The sequence below is a fragment of the Micromonospora sp. WMMC241 genome (genome assembly GCF_027460165.1).
Lineage (GTDB): Bacteria > Actinomycetota > Actinomycetes > Mycobacteriales > Micromonosporaceae > Micromonospora > Micromonospora humi.
Genome location: NZ_JAPZBF010000001.1, coordinates 6,416,285 through 6,436,101, shown reverse-complemented (window position 1 = coordinate 6,436,101; position 19,817 = coordinate 6,416,285). Strand labels below are relative to the sequence as shown.

The window sequence follows — 19,817 nt, the reverse complement described above, 5'->3', positions numbered from 1 at the left end:
TTGCAAGTAGTGTGGACCGTCACGCTTGGCGGCGCGAGGATGGCCGAATGCGGATCCGGCCCGTCGGGGCGCACGCCCTGCTGCTCGACTGCGACGACGCCGACCAGGTCGAGGCATGGCGCGCCGAGCTGTGGCGCCGCCGTGCGGCCGGCGACCTGGCCGCCGTCGACATCGTCCCGGCCGCGGTCACCGTGCTGCTCGACGGCGTGCCCGACCCGGCGGCGACCGCCGCTCTCATCGCCGGCTGGCAGCCCCGGGACTCCACGGCCGGCGCCGACGCCGCCGAGGTCCGGGTGTCAACCGTGTACGACGGCGCGGACCTGCCGACCGTCGCCGGCCACTGGGGCGTGGACGTGCCGGCCGTGGTCGACCGGCTGCGGCGCACCGAGTTCCGGGTCGCGTTCTGCGGCTTCGCGCCCGGGTTCGCGTACCTCGCCGGGCTGCCGCCGGAGCTGGCCGTGCCGCGGCTCACCACCCCGCGTACCCGGGTGCCGGCCGGCTCGGTCGCGCTGGCCGGCCCGTACGCGGGCATCTACCCCGCCGCGTCGCCCGGCGGCTGGCTGCTGGTCGGGCGGACCGGGATGACCCTCTTCGACGTGCGGGCCGACCCGCCGGCCCGGCTCACCCCCGGCACCCGGGTCCGGCTGGTGCCGGCGTCGTGATCGAGGTGCTGCGGGCCGGCGCGCTCACCACCGTGCAGGACCAGGGCCGGCCCGGCTGGGCCCACCTCGGCGTCCCCCGCTCCGGCGCGCTCGACCCGGCCGCGCTGCGCCTGGCCAACCGGCTCGTCGGCAACCCGGAGCACGCCGCCGGGATGGAGATCACGGTGACCGGCTGCGTGCTGCGTCTCACCCGGGCGGTCACCGTCGCGCTCACCGGCGCCCCGGCCGACGTGCTCGTCGAACACCCACCTCGCCCAGGCATGACGCCCGGCGGGCGCATCAGGCGGCCCGGGGACGTGGGACGACCGCTGTCGCTGCCGGCCGGAGCGGTGCTGCGGATCGGGCCGGCCCACGTCGGGGTGCGGACCTGGCTGGCCGTCAGCGGCGGGATCGCGGTCGAGCCGGTGCTCGGCAGCCGCGCCACCGACACCCTTTCCGGCCTGGGCCCGCCACCGCTGCGCGACGGGGATCGGCTGCCCCTGGGCGCCCCGACCGGCCCGCCGCCGCCGGTGGACCTCGCCATCGTCCGGCCGGTACCGACCGACCTGCGGCTGGTCGTGCGACCCGGCCCCCGGCGGGACTGGTTCGCCCCGGACGCGTTCGACGGGCTGCGCCGCGCCGCGTACACCGTCGGCACGGACAGCAACCGGGTCGGCGCGCGGCTCGCCGGCGCCGCCCTGCCCCGCGCGGTGGCCGGCGAACTGCCGAGCGAGGGCCTGGTGCTCGGCGCGGTGCAGGTGCCGCCGGACGGCCAGCCGCTGGTCTTCCTGGCCGACCACCCCACCACCGGCGGCTACCCGGTCATCGGGGTGGTCGACGACGTGACGCCGCTCGCCCAGGCCCGCCCAGGGACTACGGTGAGGTTCCATGGACCTCAACGCTGACCTCGGCGAGGGATTCGGCAGCTGGCGGCTCGGCGACGACGAGGCGCTGCTCGGGCTGATCAGCTCCGCCAACGTGGCCTGCGGCTTCCACGCCGGTGACGCGGCCACCATGCACCGGGTCTGCGCCGGCGCCGCGGAGCGCGGCGTCGCGGTCGGCGCCCAGGTCGGCTACCGGGACCTCGCCGGCTTCGGCCGCCGGCACATCGCCTACGACTTCGCCGAGCTGCGCGACGAGACGATCTACCAGCTCGGGGCGCTCGACGCCTTCTGCCGGCTCTACCGCACCCGGGTGCGCTACCTGAAGCCGCACGGTGCGCTCTACCACGCCGCCGCGTGCGACGAGGCGCAGGCGGCCGCGCTGGTGGCGGCGATCAGCGGCTACGACCACGAGCTGCCGGTGCTCTGCCAGCCCGGCACCGTGCTCGCGCAGCTCGCGGCCGGCGCCGGGCTGCGGGTGGTCGCCGAGGGCTTCGCCGACCGCAACTATCTGCCCAACGGCACGCTGGTGCCCCGCGGCGCCGCGAACGCGCTGGTCACCGACCCGGATCAGGTCGCCGCGCGGGCGGTCCGGATGGCCGTCGAGCGGACCGTGGTCGCCGTCGACGGCAGCGTGGTGCCCTGCCCGGTGGAGTCGATCTGCCTGCACGGGGACACGCCGGGGGCGGTGCGCTGCGCCGAGCTGGTGCGGGCGGCGCTTGTCGACGCGGGGGTCACGCTCACTCCGTTCGCGTGAAAGGAGGGGCCCCCTGTTAACGCATTCTGCATAACAGGGGGCCCCTCCTAACAACTCGTCAGCTCAGGACTCGTCGAGGCCGCGCAGGACCAGGGGGAGGCGGGTGGCGCCGCCGGTGACCACCCGGACCGGTACGCCCCAGTCCTGCCGGGTCAGGTGGCAGGCGGCGTGCTCCACGTCGGCGTCGCACGTGGCCGCCTGGGCGGTCACCTGGAGCACCCCCTGCGCCACGTCACCGCTGACCACCAGCCGGCGGGACAGGTCGGTGGTCGTGCCCGCGCCCTCCACCAGCAGCTCCGGCGGGGACGCCGAGACCACCAGCCGGGTCGACGGACCGTACGTCTCGTCCAGCTTCTGCCCCGGCGCCGGCGTGAAGATCACGTCGAGCGTCAGCTCGCCCGCCGTCACGTCGGTCGGCTTGCGCTCCATCCGGTGCCTCGGCCCGGCCACCGTGTTCGCGCCGGCCGCGGTCAGCGCGCCCGGTGCCAGCCGGGTCAGCCGGTGCGCGGCCGACTCGACCACCAGCACCTCACCCTCGGCCGTGACCACCAGGTCGCTCGGCTCGGCCAGCCCGTCGGCCACGGTCCCGACCTGGCCGGTCTCCGGATCGAAGCGGCGCACCGCGCCGTTGTACGTGTCCGCGATCAGCACCGAACCGTCGGGCAGCGCGCACACGCCCAGCGGGTGCTGGAGCAACGCCTGGTCGGCCGGACCGTCGACGTGGCCGAAGTCGAACAGGCCCTGCCCGACGGCGGTGTGCATCTCGCCGCCCTCGACCCACCGGATCGCGCTGGTCTCGCTGTCGGCCACCCAGAGCCGGGCACCGTCGGCCGACACCGACAGCCCGGAGGGTTGGGCCATCCAGACGTCCGGCAGCGGACCGTCCCGCAGCGCCTCGACAGTGGTGCCGGCGTACATGCCGGCGGTCCGCTTGATCGGGTCGAACCACCAGAGCTGGTGGATGCCGGCCATCGCCACCACCACCCGGTCGTCGTACCAGGCCACGTCCCAGGGGGAGGAGAGGTCGACCGCGCGGGCGTCGTGCGCGTGGTCGTCGACGGTCGAGCGCCACTGCCGCCCGGTGCCGGCCACCGTGACCACCTCGCCGGAGGACAGCCGTACGCCGCGCAGCAGGTGGTTGACCGTGTCCGCGACCACGACGTCGTAGCCGGCCACCTCGGCCACGTGCGGGGGCAGCAGGCAGAGCCCCTGCGGCTCGGCGAAGGTGGCGGCGGTCGCCGGGCCGTCCGTGCGGCCGCGCCCGCCCGCACCGATCCGGCGCACCACCGTCTCCCCGTCCGGGGCCAGCTCGACCAGGGAGTGCCGGGCCGAGTCGGAGACCAGCAGGTTGCCGCCGTCGAGCGCGACGGCCTTGCCGGGGAAGCGCAGCGCCGTCTCCGGCTCGGCCGGCGGCACGTACGGGCCCTCGCCCCGGTGCAGGGTGCCCTTCGCCTCGTGCGTGGCGATCAGGTCGTCGACCAGCCGGGCCAGTCCCTCGGCGTGGCCCTCGCCGGCCATGGTGGCGACCACGTACCCCTCGGGGTCGACGACCGAGAGCGTCGGCCAGGCCTTCGCCGCGTACTGCTGCCACATGTCCATCTCGGGGTCGTCGAGCACCGGGTGGTGCACGCCGTACCGTTCGACGGCCGCGGCCAGCGCGTCCGGGTCCTTCTCGTGCTCGAACTTCGGCGAGTGCACGCCGATCACCACCAGCACGTCGCCGTACTTCTCCTCGAGCGGGCGCAGCTCGTCGAGCACGTGCAGGCAGTTGATGCAGCAGAAGGTCCAGAAGTCGAGCAAGACGATCTTGCCGCGCAGGTCGGCCAGCGTGACGGCCCGGCCGCCGGTGTTCAGCCAGCCGCGACCCCGCAGCTCAGGTGCCCGTACTCGTGCGCTCATCCCCCCATCGTGCCGTACCCCCCGTCCCACGGTTCGGGGACCGCCGGGTGAAGAGCCGCACACCCGCAGCGCGAAGCGCCCGCCCCCGGGTGGGGACGGGCGCTTCTGCGGAGGTGTTACTGGCCGGCCGGCTTCAGGCAGAGGACCCGGTTGGTGCCGCCGCCCTGGAGGACGACGGTGGGCTGGGCCAGGTCGGCGCACTTGTCCTTGTTGTCCACCTTCGACACGATGCTGAACGCGCCCGGCTCGTTGCAGTTCGTGGCCACGGCGGTCGTGCCGGACTGCTTGATGCACGAGCCGACCGCCGGGTCGAAGCCCGCCGGCTTGTCATCGCCGTTGATCTTGCCCAGCAGCGTGAGCAGGCCGAGCGGAACGGCGAGGATGAGCACGGCCGCGACCAGCACGGCGGCGAGCACCCGGCCGTTGCGTACCTTCGGCGTGGGCGCCTCGGTCTGCGGCTCGGCGTCCGGCTTGAACGCGTCGAAGCGGCCCTGGTCCGAGTCGCCCGACGGGCCGTCGGACGACCAGGCCGGCGGCGCCTGCTGCGGCGGCGGCGGGAACGCGGGCGGGAAGCCGCCCGGCTCACCCGCCGGACCCTGACCGGGCACGGCGACCGAGGCGCGTCCACCGGCCGGCGGGGCGTACGGGTCCGGCTGACCACCGGGGCCACCGAACGGGTCGGGCCGGCCGGCGGGCCCGTGGAACGCGTCCTGGTGACCGCCGGGGCCGCCGTACGGGTTCTGCTGGCCGCCCGGGGCGCCGAACGGGTCGCGCGGCCCACCGGACTGCTCCGCGTCGTGCGGGTGCACCCCGTTGGCGGGCCGGTTGTTGCCGGGCGGGTCGACGAAGGAGGGCACGCCGACCGGGAACGGGGGCGGGCCGGCCGGCGACGACGGCTCGGCGTATCCCCGCGGCTCGTCGTCGTGCCGCGACTGCGGCCCACCGAAGCCGGCCGGGCCGTCCTGGCCGGGGTAGCGGTGCGGGTCGTCCGACCGCGACTGCGGCCCACCGAAGGCGGCCGGGCCGTCCTGGCCGGGATAGCCGGGCGCGTCGTCCGGGCCGTCGGTCTCCTCGGGCTCCGGTCGGGCCGGTCGGCCGTACACCCGGGGCTGTGGCGCCGGAGTGCCGGTCGGGTGCACCGGCTGGTCCGACGGCGGGGCGACGCGGCTGGCCACCGGCACCGACGCGCTGGCCGACACCGCGCCCGCCTCGGGCGAGGTACGCGGGCCGGGAACGACCGGGCCGGCCGGCGACTGCGGCTCCTCGTGGCCGGACCGGGCGGTGCCCCAACCGGCGTCACCGCGCTCCGGCTCGTACGCCTGGGGTTCCCGCTCGTCCGGCCCGAACTGCGCGGCCGGGTGGTCGGCGGGCGGCGAGGCCGCCAGGGCGGCGCCCGGCACGCGCTGCCCCTGCGCGGGCAGCGGCACCGCGTTGCCGGGGGCGATGCCCGGCGCGGGTGCGGGTTGGTATGCCGGGCCGTCATCGGCCGGCTGCCAGCCGCGCGACGGCGCCGGCTCGGCCTCGTCGGACCGGCCCCACGCCTCGGCGGGGGACCACGGCTCGGCGTCCGGCACCGACGGGCGCTCGGGCGCCCGTTCGTCGGGGTTGCCGCCCCAGCCGGACGGCGCGTCGGGAGTCGGTACGGACGCGCTGGCCCGGGCCGGCGTCCCGGCGGCGCCCCAACCGGGCTGCGCCGGCTCGTCCGCGCGTCGTTCGGGCTCCCGCTGGGACGGCACGGCGCCGCCGCCGTGCCAGTTGCCCGCCTGCTCGTCGGAGTCACGTCGGGGCAGCGCTCCGGCCGCGTTCCAGCCGCCGGCCTGCTCGTCGCCCTGGCGCTGCGACGCCGCGGCGGCGTTCCAGCCGTCGGCCTGTTCGTCGCCCTGGCGCTGCGGCGGCGCCGCGGCGCCGTTCCAGCCGGTGGCGCGGGGCTGCTCCGGCTCGCCCCAGGCGTTGGCCTGCGGCGCCTCGGCGGAAGCGGCCGCCCGGCCGCCCGCCGACCAGCCACCGGACCGGTCGGGGTCGTCGTCCCGGGTGGACTCGTCCCAGCCACCGGACCGATTCTCGGTCTGCGGGGCCGGCCAGCCGCCGGAGCGCGCCGGGTCGTCCTGCTGCGACCCACCGGCCGGACTCCAGCCGCCGGAGCGCCGCGGGTCGTCCTCGGAGCGACCGTCCTGGTCGGACTGCTCCGCAGTGGACCACGCCTGCTCCGGGCGGACGGCGCCGGGCACGGAGACCTTGGCGGCGGCCCGGGCGGTCGGCTCGGCCGGCGGCCAGGTGGCACCGCTCTGCTGGCCGGGCGGGGCCCAGGCCGGCTGCGTGTCGCGGGGTGTCCAGCCGCCGGAGCGGTGGGGGTCGTCGGCCTGCTCGTCGCGGGGCGTCCAGCCGCCGGAGCGGTGGGGGTCGTCCGTCTGCGCGCCGGCCCCGACGGCCCAGCCGCCGGAGTGGCTCACGTCGTCGCCCTGCTGCGCGGCGTGAGCGGCTCCACCGGAGTCCGCGGCGACCGGGGTGACCCAGGTCTCGTTCGGCACGGTGGCCGGGGCGGGGACGTAACCGGTGCCCCGCGCACCCTCGTCTCCGGGCTGCTCCCAGGCGGGTTGCTCACCGGCCTGCCCGCCGCCCCAGGCGGGCCGGTTCTGCTCGGCGGCCCAGGCGGGCGGCGCCGGCTCCGCAGGGCTGTTCGGCGGTGCCGCGGCCCAGGACGGCGGCGTCGGACCGGTCCGCTCCGGACCGGCCTGCTCGGCGGCGGCCCACGCGGGTGCGCCCTGGCCGGGGGTGGCCCACGCGGGTGCGCCCGATTCGGGGGCGCCCCAGGCGGGCTGCTGGCCGCGGCCGCCGGAGTCGGCGGGCGGGGGTACCTGGGCGCTCGCCCGGCCGGTGACCTGCTGACCCGCGGGCGGAGCCCAGGCGGGGGGTTGGTCGTCGGCCGCGGCCCAGGCCGGAGCCGACGGGGCGGGCCGGCCGGCCGGCGGGGGCGGGGCCCAGCCGAGGTCGGGCGTGCCGGGGTACCCGTTGTCCTGCTGCGCCGGCTGATCGCCGTACGGCACCGGTCCGCCGGTGCCCGGCGACACCTCGCCCGGCTCTTGGCCGGGGCGGTGCGGAGCCTCGGACGTCATGGGTGCGCCTCCTCCATCACAGGTCGGCCGCCGATGCCGGTCGGGGACCGTCGGCATGGCTGCCGGCGTCGCCGGCGGGTACCGGCCGTGCGGGCTCCCCGCACCGTATCCGGTGGTCGCCCGAGGGCGCTCGGGAGAGCCTCGGCCGTCACCGAAAGTCACCGGTCGACGTCGATGGGTTTCACTTTCCCGCGTCGGGCCGGAGGCGGTCGGTTGGCGACCGTGCCAACCGTACCGGGCGGTGCCGCGAGGTGGAATCCCGGTGCCGAACGACGCGGAACGCCGAAGCCCCGCCCGGTGTGCCGGGCGGGGCTTCGAACTGGAGGAGGTGAGAAAGGTCGGTGGCGTCAGCTCATGTGACGCTGGGCGATGGCGAGAAGCTCCTGGCGGACCGCGGGCGAGTTGGCGGAACGCAGGGCGTGCTCGATGGCACGGGCCCGGCGGTTGGCGTCGCGGCGGGTGCGGATTCGCTCGATCATGCTCATCTTGGGTCTCTCCTCCTGGCTATTCGGTTGTCAGCCCTTGATGTCTCTATTTAAGCGCACCGCGTCGCCGATTGCCATCGATTAGAAGGTGAGCTGAGCCACGCGCCTAAGGATCGTAGGTCGACAGCGGCATCGGGCCGACGATTTCGCCCCCAACGGCAACGGCCGGTGTGCCGGGCGTTCACCCGTGGCACACCGGCCGTGGCCGGAACCGTGGTAGGTCAGGTCCAGGCGAGCAGCGCCGCCTCCGGGTCGGCCAGGAAGTCCCCCACGTCGCGCAGGAACTTCGAACCCAGCTCACCGTCGACGATCCGGTGGTCGAAGGAGAGACCGAGCGTGGTGACCAGGCGCGGCTTCACCTTCCCCTTGTGCACCCACGGCTGCTCGCGTACCGCGCCGAAGGCCAGGATCGCCGACTCGCCAGGAGGCAGGATCGGCGTGCCGGTGTCCACGCCGAAGACGCCGACGTTGGTGATGGTGAGCGTGCCGCCGGACATGTCCGCCGGGGACGTCCTCCCCGACTTCGCGGTCTGCACCAGCGCCGTCATCGCGTCCGCCAGCTCGCGCAGCGAGAGCCGGCCGGCGTCCTTGATGTTCGGCACGATCAGGCCGCGCTCGGTGGCCGCCGCGATGCCCAGGTTGACGTACTCCTTCACCACGATCTCGTCGCCGGCCCAGGTCGAGTTGACCATCGGGTGGCGCTTCACCGCCAGCAGCACCGCCTTGGCAACCAGCAGCAGCGGCGACACCCGGACGTCCCGCCACTCGCGCCGGTCGCGGAGCCGGTCCAGCGCCTTCATCGACCGGGTCACGTCGACGGTGAGGAACTCCGTCACGTGCGGGGCGGTGAACGCCGAGCGGGCCATGTTCTCCGCGGTCAGCTTGCGTACCCCCTTGACCGGGATGCGCTGCTCGCGGTCCGCGCCGAAGCTCGCGACCGACGCGGCCGGGGCCGCGACCGTCAGCGGCTCGGCCGCCGCCGGGGTCCCGCTCGCCGCCCGCTGTACGTCCTCGCGGGTGATCGAGCCCAGCGGACCGGAACCGGTAAGCGTGGCCAGGTCGACCCCGAGGTCCTTGGCGAGCTTGCGGACCGGCGGCTTGGCCAGCACCGGACCGGAGACCCGGCCGTTGCCGTTCACCGCCGGGGCGGGCGCGGGCGCGACCGGAGCCGGAGCCGGAGCGACCGGAGCCGGCGTCGCGGCCTGCGCCGGCACGTCACCCTTGCGGGCCCGGCGCTTGGCCGGCGCGTTACGCGGGCCGTAGCCGACCAGCACGGCGGTACGCCCACCCGGGGCGGCGCCACCGATCAGGCCCGGCTCGACCATGCCCTCGGCCGGCGCGATCTCCACCGCGGCCAGCGACGCGGCCGACGGGGTCGGCAGCGTCTCGGCCGGCGCGCCGGCCGTGGACTGCTCCAGCGGCCCGGCGTTCGGGTCGGTGTCGATCGCGATGATCGGCACGCCCACCTCGACCGTGGCGCCCTCCGGGTGGAAGATCGCCTGCACCCGGCCGGCCCACTTCGCCGGGATCTCCACCGCCGCCTTCGCGGTCTCCACCTCGACGATCGGCTGGTTCAGCTCGATGTCGTCGCCCACCTTGACCAGCCAGGCGAGGATCTCGCCCTCGGTCAGGCCCTCGCCCAGGTCGGGCAGGTTGAACTCCTTGACCCGTGACATGCCGCTCACCAGCCGAAGGTGCGGTCGACGGCGTCGAGCACCCGGTCGAGGTCGGGCAGGTACTCCTCCTCCACCCGGGCGGCCGGGTAGGGGATGTCGTAGCCGGTCACCCGCAGCACCGGGGACTCCAGGGAGTAGAAGCACTCCTCGGTGATCCGGGCCGCGACCTCCGAGCCGAGGCCCAGGTTGCCCGGGGCCTCGTGCACGACCACGCAGCGGCCGGTGCGCTTCACCGACTCGTACGCGGCGGTCAGGTCCAGCGGCGAGAGCGTGCGCAGGTCGATGACCTCCAGCTCCCGGCCGTCCTCGGCGGCGGCGGTGGCCGCGTCCAGCGCGGTGCGCACCATCGGGCCGTAGGCCAGCACGGTGGCGTCCGTGCCGGACCGCGCGACCCGCGCGGAGTGCAGCGGGTACGCGTCCGCGAGCGGGGCGTCCAGGTCGACCGGACCCTTCTCCCAGTAGCGCCGCTTCGGCTCCAGGAACACGATCGGGTCGTCCGACGCGATCGCCTGCTGGATCATCACGTACGCGTCCTGCGGGTTCGCGCAGGTCACCACCTTCAGGCCGGCGGTGTGCGCGAAGTAGGCCTCGGGCGACTCGGAGTGGTGCTCGACCGCGCCGATGCCACCGCCGTAGGGGATCCGGATCACCATCGGGATCCGCACCTTGCCCTGCGAGCGGTAGTGCATCTTCGCCACCTGCGACACGATCTGGTCGTACGCCGGGTAGACGAAGCCGTCGAACTGGATCTCGCAGACCGGCCGGAAGCCCCGGATGGCCAGGCCGACCGCGGTGCCGATGATGCCGGACTCGGCCAGCGGGGTGTCGATCACCCGCTGGTCGCCGAAGTCCTTCTGCAGGCCGTCGGTGATGCGGAACACGCCGCCGAGCTTGCCGACGTCCTCGCCCATGATGACGACCTTCGGGTCGTTCTCCAGGGCCCGCCGCAGGCCGGTGTTGAGCGCCTTGCCGAGGGTGAGCGTCTCCGTGGCCATCAGTGCGCGCTCCCCTCGAACGACTCCATGTACTGCGCGAACCGGGCCCGCTGCTCGTCCAGCTCCGGCGACCCGTGCGGGTAGGCGTGGTCGAACATGCTGACCGGCTGCGGGTCGGGCATGTTGAGCACCCGCTCGCGCAGGTGCACCGACTCGGCGCGGGCCTGCTCGTCGACCTCGGCGAAGAACGACTCGTCGACGATCTGCTGCTTGAGCAGGAACGCCTTCATCCGGGCGATCGGGTCCTTGGCCTGCCAGGCCTCGACCTCGCTGGCGATCCGGTAACGCGTCGGGTCGTCGGAGGTGGTGTGCGCGCCCATCCGGTAGGTGTACGCCTCGATCAGCGACGGGCCCTGGCCGTTGCGCGCGGTGTCCAGCGCGTGCCGGGTCACCGCGTACGAGGCGAGCACGTCGTTGCCGTCCACCCGGACGCCGGGGAAGCCGAACCCGCCGGCGCGCCGGTAGAGCGGGACGCGGGTCTGCCGCTCCAGCGGCTCCGAGATGGCGTACTGGTTGTTCTGGCAGAAGAAGACCAGCGGGGCGTTGAACACGCTGGCCCAGACGAACGACTCGTTGACGTCGCCCTGGCTGGTGGCACCGTCGCCGAAGTAGGCGATCACCGCCTCGCCGTCCTCGCCGCCTGTCTTCCCGTCCATCGCGACGCCCATGGCGTACCCGGTCGCGTGCAGGGTCTGCGCCCCGATCACGATCGTGTACATGTTGAACTTGAACTCGTTCGGGTCCCATCCGCCCTGGTCGACGCCGCGGAACAGGCCGAGCGGCATGATCGGGTCGATGCCCCGGCAGTAGAGCACGCCGTGCTCCCGGTAGGTCGGGAAGGCCATGTCCTGCGCGCGCAGCGCCCGGCCGGAGCCCACCTGCGCGGCCTCCTGGCCCAGCAGGCTGGCCCACAGGCCCAGCTCGCCCTGTCGTTGCAGGGCGGTCGCCTCGGCGTCGAGCTTGCGGACCAGGACGAGGTCCCGGTAGAGCCCGCGGTACTCGTCGTCGGTGAAGTCGACGCGGTACTCGGTCCCGTCCGGACCGAGCGCGGTCTCGATCCGCTCGCCCTCCGGGGTGAGCAGCTGTACGAGTTCCGGTTCGCCGGTCGCGGCGGCGCGCCTGGTACGGGGTGCGGCCCGCTTGCTGCGGGTGGCGCCCCCGGGGTCGCCCTTTGCCATCCGTCTCTCCCTGTCTGTCTGCGCCGCGCCGGGGGTGACCCGAGCCGCGCACGTCGTGCGCCCGCCCGGCAGGTGCCGGGTCGGTCCCTGGCGGCCGCGCCATAGCCCCGGTGAGGGTTGCCGCGCGGCGTGAGCCGGGGTCCGTCGGGGACCCAGGCCCGGGAGCGCCGGCGCCGTTCCGCACCAGCCGCGGGGTGCGCGGAGGTGTCGGCTGCGTTGCCGTCGTGCCTGAATGATTGCAGAGGAGGTGAGCGGGCCCACAGTATGGCCTCCCCCACCGGTGAGGTTCCATCGGGTTCGTGGGTGCCTGGACGCTTTTGTCGGATAGGCCGCGACGGACGGTCGGACAAATTGTGTGTCGACACGCCGTCGTGGCTGGTGAACTGAGCGTCACTGGGTCAAGCTGACCGGTAGTCATTGCGCGGCATTTGTCCGTTATTCGCGCGTACTCGTCCGCCCCGTCGACACGTACGAGGAGTGTGCCGGTGTCCGAGCCAGAGGGTCCTCCCGGTGCTCCCTTCCTCGGTCGGCATCGGGCGACGCCCGCCCGCTACCGGCGGGTCGTCGGCGCGCACCGCGCCCCCGGCGCCGGCGGACCGAGTCGCGGCTACCTGCTGACCGTGGCGTTGCTCGCCGGCACCGCGTCGATGCCGATCCTCGCCGCGATCAGCACCGGCTCGGCCTCCGTGGGCAACAGCGCACTGCCCGACGCGGGCACCCGGTTCATCCCGACCCCCTCGGTCGGGCCGGTGGTCATCCCGCTGCCCCAGACCACCCAGGGCCCGGTGCCACCCGCACCCACGCCGGCGGTCGGCGTCACCACCACCGCGCCCCCGCGCCCGCTGCTCCCGGCCGCACCGTCCCTGCCCGACGGCAGCGACCCGGGTTCCGGCCACCGGTCCCGGCCGTCCGTCGTGCCGGCCCCGGCACCCCCGCCCACCCGGCCGTCGCCCCGTCCGCCCCGACAGTCGCCGTCACCCTCGCCGTCCCCGTCGCCCTCGCCGTCTCCCGACCCGAGCCCGGCCCCGGAGCCGACCGTCACCTCCGCCACACCGAACCCGTCCGACCCCTCGACGACGCCGGATCCGTCCACCAGCACATCGGAGCCGAGCCCGAGCGGCGGTCCGGAACCGACCACCACGCCGCCGGGCGAGACGCCGGAGCCGAGCCCCAGCGCCGGTCCCACCGCCACGTCGAAGCCGACCCGCTCCGCGACGCCGACCAGCCCCGCGTCCGATCCGTTTTCGTCATCAGGTCCGTAGGCCGCCTCGCGGCACCCCTTCGCGCGGACCGGCGGCGAGGGGATCAGGCGGGGTCGTCGGTGAGGCGGTGCCGGTTCGCCTCGATCCAGGCGTTCAGCGCCTCCGGGTCGTCCGGGTCCACCCCGTCCGCCATCAGCTGCGCCACCGCCGCGGTGGCCGGGCTGCGTCGCTCACCGGTGCTGTAGAGCCGGGCGAACTCCGGGACCATCTCGGTGATCGCCTCGTCCGTCCGGTCGGCGGCGGCCTGCGACAGCCCCCGCTGCCGGGCCGCGTACGCCGCCCAGGCGCGCAGCACCCGGGGCAGCATCGCGGCGTCGTCCATGTCCAGCACGGCGCGGCGGTGCACCCAGTCGAGCAGGAACAGCTCGGCCACCATCGGGCTCCACCGCATCGGATCGGCGTCCGGGAAGCTCGCCGCGTGGTCCAGCAGCAGGCCCAGGCAGAAGTGCAGGGAGGCCAGCTCGCCGTCGGCCACCTCGGGCAGGCCGAACCGGGTGGCCTCGGGCGCGTCGAGGAAGGCGCGTACCAGCCGGGTCCGTTCCTCGTCGGTGGGCGGCGGCGTGCCGCTCGGGCCGGCCGACGGGGCCGGCCCGGGCAGCGCGGCCAGCCGGGCGCCCACCAGCGCCCGGTCGGTCGCGAGCGAACCCTGGGCGGGCAGCTCGCCGAGGTCGTCGGTCACCGCCAGATGACGGCTCACCTCGGCGCGCATCCGCGCCGGGTCCTCGGTGCGGAACCAGGTCAGCTCGTCCTCGGTGCAGATCTCCCGGGCCTGCTCGACGATCCGGCCCGCCGGACCGCCGACGAACACGTCCTTGGTGATGCCGATGTTGTGGTCGACGAGAGCCACCAGGGCGTGCTCCGGCCCGCCCTGCTCCTCGTCGTCGTAGGCGAACGTGGCGAGGTAGGAGGTCTGGTCGCCGTACACGTCGCCGTAGGCCCAGGTGCCGGTGAGGCGCACCCGGCCGAGCTGCCCGGCCCACGCCGGGGCGTGCGCGCCGGGCCGGACCCGGGCGGCGCCCGCGGCGTCCGGAACCAGGCTGGCGAAGACGGCGCGGATGGTGGTCGCGGCGGCGCTGCGCCGGCGGGACGTGGCGGCCAGGAAGCCGGCCACGAACTCGCGGACGGCCTGCTCCCGGTCGTGCTCGGCGACGGCGTAGACGCTGCCCAGCAGCGCGGCGCCGAGCATCTCCGCGTCCAGCGCGGAGTCGAGCCTCGTCACGTCGCGCGCGGCGTGCAGCACCGCGTCGTAAGGGGTCTGTGGCGTGGCCATGCACCGACCCTACGCCGCGCTCCGGGCCACCACACCGGTCAGCGCGCCGGGTTCAGCGCCGCTCGGCCTCCCGCAGCGCGTCCCGCGCCGCGCCGTAGCGCGCCAGCACCGCCCAGACCGGATCCAGCACGTACTTCTCGCCGACGCTGCCCACGGAGGTGAGCAGGCGCTGCTCAGCGCGACGCCGGGCCCGCCGGGCCGCCCAGCCCACCACCGGCCGGGTCAGCGCCGCGACCAGCAACCCGGCCAACAGGCCGCCCAGCAGCAGCACGGTGGGCCAGGGCACCTCGCCGAGCCTCGGGTGCTCCAGCGGTGGCAGGCCGAGGAAGCGCAGCGCGTAGCCCAGGACCAGCCAGAGCAGACCGCCCAGCGCGGCGAGGGTGACCAGCCACTGGATCCCGCCGACCACCCGCCACCACGCGGGCCGCCGGTCCATGCCGAGATCGGTGGCGGCGACGGCGTGGTCGAGCGCGCCCGGCAGGTCGGTCAGCCGGGACCGGGCCGCGGTGGTCACCGCGGTCGGCCAGGGTGCCGGCAGGTCGGTGCTGGACCGGTCGGCCACCGCCCGGATGGCCAGGTGCAGCGACGAACGCTGTGCAGCGGTCGGATCGGGTACGGAGGTGGCCGAGATCAGGCTCTCCGCCGGCGCGTCCGGCTCACGCCCCGGCAGGTGCAGCCGGCGCAGCGGATCCGGGCGCAGCTTCCGCCAGCTCCGCACCAGCGGCCAGCCGGTGCTGCTCACCGCCCGGTGCCGGTACGCGCCCTCGACCGCCTGCGCGACGGTCGGCACGCCGGCCGCCCCGGCGAGCGCCCGGGTGAGCTCCTGGGCCGAGGCGTCACCGGGCCGGGTGCGCGGCGGCTCCGGCCCGACCAGCGGTTCCAGATCGGCCACCACGGCGTCCACGTCCCCGGAGAGCCGGCGCAGGGCCGCCTGCCGTTCGGCGACCGTCTTCTCCAACTCGGCCCGCAGCCCGGCCAGCCCGGCCGGGTCCGTCGCCACGGTGGGCAGCACCGGCACCCCGCCCAGCCCGTCGGCGTCGAGCAGCCGGCGCAGGTCGTCGAGGACCGTGGGCAGCTCGGTCGGGTGCAACCGGTCGGCCTGGTTGAGCACCACCACGGTCACGTCCTTGTGCCGGTGGAACTCGCGCAGGTAGCTGGTGTGGATCACGCGGTCGGCGTACTTCTGCGGGTCGACCACCCAGACCACGAGGTCGACCAGGCCGAGCAGCCGGTCGACCTCCAGCCGGTGGTGGTGCTGCACCGAGTCGAAGTCGGGCAGGTCCAGCAGGACGAGGCCGTGCAGGGTGGACTCGTCGTCGCCGTCCAGCGGGCTTTCCCGGACGAAACGGTGCCGGGGAAGCACGCCTACCCAGTCGAGCAGCCGGACCGCGCCGTCGAGCGGACCCCACACGCAGGCGTGGGCCACCCCGGTGGTCGGACGGCGTACGCCGACCGGGGAGAGGTCCATCCGGGCGAGCGCGTTGAACAGACTCGACTTGCCGCTCCCGGTCGCGCCCGCGAGCGCGACGAGAGTGTGGCGGCCGGAGAGGGCCAGCCGGTCGCCGGCCCGCTCGACCACCGTGTGCCCGGCCACCAGTTGGGCGTCGGGCACCTGGCCGTCCACCGCGCGGAGGAACCGCTGGACCGCCTCCAGGCGCGCGATCAGGACGTCCGGGTCGACCCGCTGGTCGGCCCGGAACGCCTCGCGTACCCGTCCCACGATGTTCGTCATGGGCGGAGACCGTCCTGTTCGGTGGTGGGCATTGCGGCGTCGGCCGTGGACAGACCGCTGCGGTGCCGGGCCCGTTCGACAGTCACGGCGGCCCGGCGCAGCGTCTCGCCGGCGTCGGCGGCCGGGCGGGCGGCCTCGGTGCGGGCCAGGAAACGGGCGGCCTCCTCGGCCATCAACGCGCCGACCCGGTCGAGCAGGTCGACCCGCGCCTTGCGGGACAGGTTCCGCACCGCCTGGTCGCCGAAGATGGCCTGGAGCACGGTCTGGCCGGCGACCGCGGTGCCGGTGCCCGCGGCGACCTCCAGCCCGGTGGGGATGAAGGCGGTGGAGGCGAAGACGCCGATCATGACGGCCAGGCCGGTGGCGTTGACCGCATACGCGGCCGTGCGGGCCACGAAACGGCGGTCGGCACCCTCGACGCGGACCAGCTCCAGCACCCCGCGCTGCCAGTCGCGGACCAGTTGCTCAGCGCGCGCGGGCAGGTCGGCCGAGGCGTGCGCCAGCTCCGGTTCGAGCAGCGCCGCGCCCGCCGGGTGCGCCTTCCACCCGGTGTACGCGTTCTCCGCCGCCTCGGCGGCCACCCCGCGCAGCAGCGTGACCAGTTGGGACTCGATAGCCGTACGCAGCTCGGCGGCCGGGGCGGGTCGCCCGGTGACCGCCGCGACCACCCGGTCGCGCAGCCGCCCGATCCGCGCCTCCAGGCCGCGGAAGAAGTCGCCGGTGCCGATGAACTCCTGCCAGCGGGCCAGCACCTCGCCGCGGAGCAGCCGGCCGTCCTTGAGCCCCTGGTCGACGGTGCGCTCCGCGCCCCGGTAGGCGGCCCGGACCCGCTCGTCGAGCGCCTCGGCGGAGGCCACCTGCTCGTCGGCGGCGTCGGCCAGCGCCTCGACCACCGGGTGCAGGGCGGCCAGCGCGCCGTCGAGGGTCTGCCGGACCACCGCCGAGCGGGCCTCCGCGTCGCCGGCGAGCCGGGCGAACCATCCGCTCAGCGGGGCGGTCATCCGGTCGGGCAGCAGCCCCTGCCCGTCCACCCACGTCTCCGGCAGCACGAACAGCGGCGCGGCGCCCAGCTCCTGGCTCGCCAGCATCTGCGACAGGTGGGCGGCAATCTCGTCGGCCGCCTCGGGCGGGACCCGGTCGAGCACCATGGCCACGGCCGTACCCCGGGCCCGGGCGCTGCGCAGCAGCTCCCACGGGACGGCGTCGGCGTAGCGCGCGGCGGTGGTGACGAACAGCCAGAGGTCGGCGGCGGCGAGCAGCTGCCCGGCGAGCGCCCGGTTGGCGTCGACCACCGAGTCGATGTCGGGGGCGTCGAGGAAGGCCAGGCCGGGCGGCAGTGCCGGGGCGGTGACCAGTTGCAGGGTGCCGGGGTGCTCGCTCGGGTCGGTGGTGCGGGTCAGGCCGGGCAGCAGCTCGCCCTGGCGGAACCAGGCCGCGTCGGCGGGGTTGCAGACCAGCACCGGGGAGCGGGTGGTCGGGCGGAGCACACCCGCCGCGCTGACCCGCGCCTGGACCAGGCTGTTGACCAACGTCGACTTGCCGGCGCCGGTCGAGCCGCCGACCACCACGAGCAGCGGGGCGTCGAGCCGGGCCAGGCGCGGCAGCAGGTAGTCGTCGAGCTGGTCGGTCAGGCTGCGGGCCGCCTGCCGGGCCGACTCGGCCGACGGCAGCGTCAGCGGGAAGCGAGCCGCGTCGATCGCGGACCGCAGGCCGGCGAGCGCGGCGGGCAGACCGGCGGCGTCTCCGGCCTGCTGGTTCTCGCCGTGGGTGGTTCCGGTGCGGGCTGCGACGGCGGGCGCGCCGGCACGGGTGGCGGGATCGCCATGCGTCGTCACCGCTAAAGCGTGCCCGACCGACGCAAGGTAAGACAACCGGACGGTAATAACGGTCAGGTTGCGCCGAGTCGACTCAACCTCGACTTGCGGTTTGCCGAGGGCGTGGCACTATTGAGTCAAGTTCACTCAACTTGTGGTGCGGCCGCCTTCCGGGCGACCCGCCTGGCAGGTCGTCTGACCTGCTCACCCGTTACGAAGCGAGGAAGCGAACATGGCACGTGCGGTCGGCATCGACCTCGGCACGACGAACTCCTGCGTCAGCGTTCTCGAGGGCGGTGAGCCCACCGTCATCGCCAACGCCGAGGGCTCGCGGACGACTCCCTCGATCGTCGCGTTCGCCCGCAACGGCGAGGTGCTCGTCGGTGAGGTCGCCAAGCGCCAGGCGGTGACCAACCCCGACCGGACCATCCGCTCGGTCAAGCGGGAGATCGGCACCAACTGGACCGTCGACATCGACGGCAAGAAGTACACCCCGCAGGAGATCTCGGCCCGGACGCTGATGAAGCTCAAGCGGGACGCCGAGGCGTACCTGGGCGAGCAGATCGCCGACGCGGTGATCACCGTCCCGGCCTACTTCAACGACGGCCAGCGCCAGGCCACCAAGGAGGCCGGCGAGATCGCCGGCTTCAACGTGCTGCGGATCGTGAACGAGCCGACCGCGGCCGCCCTGGCGTACGGCCTGGACAAGGGCTCCAAGGAGCAGACCGTCCTGGTCTTCGACCTCGGTGGCGGCACCTTCGACGTGTCGCTGCTGGAGCTGGCCGAGGGCGTGGTCGAGGTCAAGTCGACGAGCGGTGACAACCAGCTCGGCGGCGACGACTGGGACCAGCGGATCATCGACCACCTGGTGAAGACGTTCCGCGGCGAGCACGGCATCGACCTCTCGCAGGACAAGATGGCCATGCAGCGGCTCAAGGAGGCGGCCGAGAAGGCCAAGATCGAGCTGTCCGCGGCCACCACCAGCAACATCAACCTGCCGTACATCACCGCCGGCTCGGCCGGCCCGCTGCACCTCGACGTGACGCTGAGCCGCGCCGAGTTCCAGCGCATGACGCAGGACCTGCTGGACCGCTGCAAGGGCCCGTTCGAGCAGGCCGTCAAGGACGCCGGGATCAAGGTCTCCGACGTCGACCACGTCATCCTGGTCGGCGGTTCCACCCGGATGCCGGCCGTCACCGACCTGGTCAAGCAGCTCACCGGCCGCGACCCGAACAAGGGCGTCAACCCGGACGAGGTCGTCGCCGTCGGCGCCGCCCTCCAGGCCGGCGTGCTCAAGGGCGAGGTCAAGGACGTCCTGCTGCTCGACGTGACCCCGCTGAGCCTGGGCATCGAGACCAAGGGCGGCATCTTCACCAAGCTCATCGAGCGCAACACCACCATCCCGACCAAGCGCTCCGAGGTCTTCACCACGGCCGACGACAACCAGCCGTCGGTGCTGATCCAGGTGTTCCAGGGCGAGCGGGAGATCGCGGCCTACAACAAGAAGCTCGGCACCTTCGAGCTGACCGGCCTCCCGCCGGCGCCGCGCGGCGTGCCGCAGATCGAGGTCACGTTCGACATCGACGCCAACGGCATCGTGAACGTGCACGCCAAGGACCTGGGCACCGGCAAGGAGCAGAAGATGACGATCACCGGCGGCTCCTCGCTGCCGAAGGACGACATCGAGCGCATGCGCCGGGACGCCGAGGAGCACGCCGACGAGGACAAGCGTCGCCGCGAGGAGGCGGAGACCCGCAACGTCGCCGAGGCGCTCCAGTGGCAGACCGAGAAGTTCCTCGCCGAGAGCGGCGACAAGCTGCCGGGTGAGAACCGTGACCAGCTCAACGAGGCGCTCGGCGAGCTGCGCAGCGCCCTCGGCGGGCAGGACATCGACAAGATCAAGGCCGCGCACGAGAAGCTGGCCCAGGTCTCCCAGCAGGCCGGTTCGCTGCTCTACGCCCAGCAGCAGGAGGGCGAGCCGGGTGCCCAGGGCGCTCCGGGCGCCGGTGCGGCCGGGCCGGGTGCCGGCGCCGGTGCGACCGGTGGCCCGCAGGCCGGCGGCGCCGACGACGTGGTCGACGCGGAGATCGTGGACGAGGACAAGAAGTGACCTT

14 protein-coding genes are annotated in these 19,817 nt (G+C 74.8%); 4 read left to right on the top strand and 10 right to left on the bottom strand.

What is annotated here, in order from left to right; translation table 11 throughout:
- Window positions 1–47: 47 nt before the first annotated feature.
- The 3 genes from O7598_RS29330 to O7598_RS29320 are packed head-to-tail and all read left to right on the top strand — an operon-like array spanning window position 48 to window position 2,279.
- Window positions 48–662 carry a 5-oxoprolinase subunit B family protein gene (locus O7598_RS29330; protein WP_269694418.1) on the top strand — a complete coding sequence of 205 codons (615 nt, stop codon included), beginning with the start codon at window positions 48–50 and terminating at the stop codon, window positions 660–662.
- Window positions 557–1,546, top strand: a complete 990-nt coding sequence (locus O7598_RS29325) for a biotin-dependent carboxyltransferase family protein (RefSeq protein WP_442929945.1) — start codon at window positions 557–559, stop codon at window positions 1,544–1,546. Before O7598_RS29330 ends, O7598_RS29325 begins: the two co-directional genes overlap by 106 nt.
- Window positions 1,530–2,279, top strand: coding sequence for a LamB/YcsF family protein (locus O7598_RS29320; RefSeq protein ID WP_269694416.1), 750 nt, complete (start codon window positions 1,530–1,532; stop codon window positions 2,277–2,279). The genes O7598_RS29325 and O7598_RS29320 overlap by 17 nt, the downstream gene beginning before the upstream one ends.
- 63 nt (window positions 2,280–2,342) lie before the next feature.
- On the opposite strand, the gene O7598_RS29315 is transcribed toward O7598_RS29320, so the two are convergent.
- The 10 genes from O7598_RS29315 to O7598_RS29270 form a co-directional block, all read right to left on the bottom strand.
- The gene (locus O7598_RS29315) at window positions 2,343–4,178 is read right to left on the bottom strand and encodes an NHL domain-containing thioredoxin family protein (RefSeq protein WP_269694415.1); all 1,836 of its coding nucleotides are present in this window, start codon (window positions 4,176–4,178) and stop codon (window positions 2,343–2,345) included.
- Window positions 4,179–4,294: 116 nt separating this feature from the next.
- Entirely contained in the window at window positions 4,295–7,291 is a 2,997-nt protein-coding gene (locus O7598_RS29310; protein ID WP_269694414.1) for an LppU/SCO3897 family protein, read from the bottom strand.
- Window positions 7,292–7,638: 347 nt separating this feature from the next.
- The gene (locus tag O7598_RS29305) at window positions 7,639–7,776 is read right to left on the bottom strand and encodes a hypothetical protein (RefSeq protein WP_175441309.1); all 138 of its coding nucleotides are present in this window, start codon (window positions 7,774–7,776) and stop codon (window positions 7,639–7,641) included.
- A 221-nt stretch (window positions 7,777–7,997) separates the two neighbouring features.
- On the bottom strand, window positions 7,998–9,452 hold the full coding sequence (locus O7598_RS29300; protein WP_269695025.1) for a dihydrolipoamide acetyltransferase family protein: 1,455 nt from the start codon (window positions 9,450–9,452) through the stop codon (window positions 7,998–8,000).
- Between the two features lie 5 nt (window positions 9,453–9,457).
- On the bottom strand, window positions 9,458–10,447 hold the full coding sequence (locus O7598_RS29295; protein WP_269694413.1) for an alpha-ketoacid dehydrogenase subunit beta: 990 nt from the start codon (window positions 10,445–10,447) through the stop codon (window positions 9,458–9,460).
- Entirely contained in the window at window positions 10,447–11,625 is a 1,179-nt protein-coding gene (gene pdhA, locus O7598_RS29290) for a pyruvate dehydrogenase (acetyl-transferring) E1 component subunit alpha (RefSeq protein WP_269694412.1), read from the bottom strand. The genes O7598_RS29295 and pdhA overlap by 1 nt, the downstream gene beginning before the upstream one ends.
- Before the next feature lie 607 nt (window positions 11,626–12,232).
- Window positions 12,233–12,817: a hypothetical protein gene (locus O7598_RS29285; RefSeq protein WP_269694411.1), complete on the bottom strand. Its 585-nt coding sequence runs from the start codon at window positions 12,815–12,817 to the stop codon at window positions 12,233–12,235.
- Between the two features lie 113 nt (window positions 12,818–12,930).
- The gene (locus O7598_RS29280) at window positions 12,931–14,157 is read right to left on the bottom strand and encodes a hypothetical protein (protein WP_269694410.1); all 1,227 of its coding nucleotides are present in this window, start codon (window positions 14,155–14,157) and stop codon (window positions 12,931–12,933) included.
- A gap of 52 nt (window positions 14,158–14,209) precedes the next feature.
- A complete protein-coding gene (locus O7598_RS29275; RefSeq protein WP_269694409.1) occupies window positions 14,210–15,889 on the bottom strand; it encodes a GTPase in 1,680 nt (559 codons plus the stop codon).
- Window positions 15,886–17,724 carry an ABC transporter gene (locus tag O7598_RS29270; RefSeq protein WP_269694408.1) on the bottom strand — a complete coding sequence of 613 codons (1,839 nt, stop codon included), beginning with the start codon at window positions 17,722–17,724 and terminating at the stop codon, window positions 15,886–15,888. Before O7598_RS29270 ends, O7598_RS29275 begins: the two co-directional genes overlap by 4 nt.
- 211 nt (window positions 17,725–17,935) lie before the next feature.
- Between O7598_RS29270 and dnaK the strand changes: the two genes are divergently transcribed.
- On the top strand, window positions 17,936–19,813 hold the full coding sequence (gene dnaK / locus O7598_RS29265) for a molecular chaperone DnaK (RefSeq protein ID WP_269694407.1): 1,878 nt from the start codon (window positions 17,936–17,938) through the stop codon (window positions 19,811–19,813).
- The last annotated feature ends 4 nt before the right edge of the window (window positions 19,814–19,817 follow it).

Excerpts from the sequence above, each read along its gene's own strand:
- O7598_RS29330 (WP_269694418.1), top strand. The coding sequence starts at position 48 with ATGCGGATCCGGCCCGTCGGGGCGCACGCCCTGCTGCTCGACTGCGAC.
- O7598_RS29320 (WP_269694416.1), top strand. The coding sequence starts at position 1,530 with ATGGACCTCAACGCTGACCTCGGCGAGGGATTCGGCAGCTGGCGGCTC.
- O7598_RS29315 (WP_269694415.1), bottom strand. The coding sequence starts at position 4,178 with ATGAGCGCACGAGTACGGGCACCTGAGCTGCGGGGTCGCGGCTGGCTG.
- O7598_RS29310 (WP_269694414.1), bottom strand. The coding sequence starts at position 7,291 with ATGACGTCCGAGGCTCCGCACCGCCCCGGCCAAGAGCCGGGCGAGGTG.
- O7598_RS29305 (WP_175441309.1), bottom strand. The coding sequence starts at position 7,776 with ATGAGCATGATCGAGCGAATCCGCACCCGCCGCGACGCCAACCGCCGG.
- O7598_RS29300 (WP_269695025.1), bottom strand. The coding sequence starts at position 9,452 with ATGTCACGGGTCAAGGAGTTCAACCTGCCCGACCTGGGCGAGGGCCTG.
- O7598_RS29295 (WP_269694413.1), bottom strand. The coding sequence starts at position 10,447 with ATGGCCACGGAGACGCTCACCCTCGGCAAGGCGCTCAACACCGGCCTG.
- pdhA (WP_269694412.1), bottom strand. The coding sequence starts at position 11,625 with ATGGCAAAGGGCGACCCCGGGGGCGCCACCCGCAGCAAGCGGGCCGCA.
- O7598_RS29280 (WP_269694410.1), bottom strand. The coding sequence starts at position 14,157 with ATGGCCACGCCACAGACCCCTTACGACGCGGTGCTGCACGCCGCGCGC.
- O7598_RS29275 (WP_269694409.1), bottom strand. The coding sequence starts at position 15,889 with ATGACGAACATCGTGGGACGGGTACGCGAGGCGTTCCGGGCCGACCAG.
- dnaK (WP_269694407.1), top strand. The coding sequence starts at position 17,936 with ATGGCACGTGCGGTCGGCATCGACCTCGGCACGACGAACTCCTGCGTC.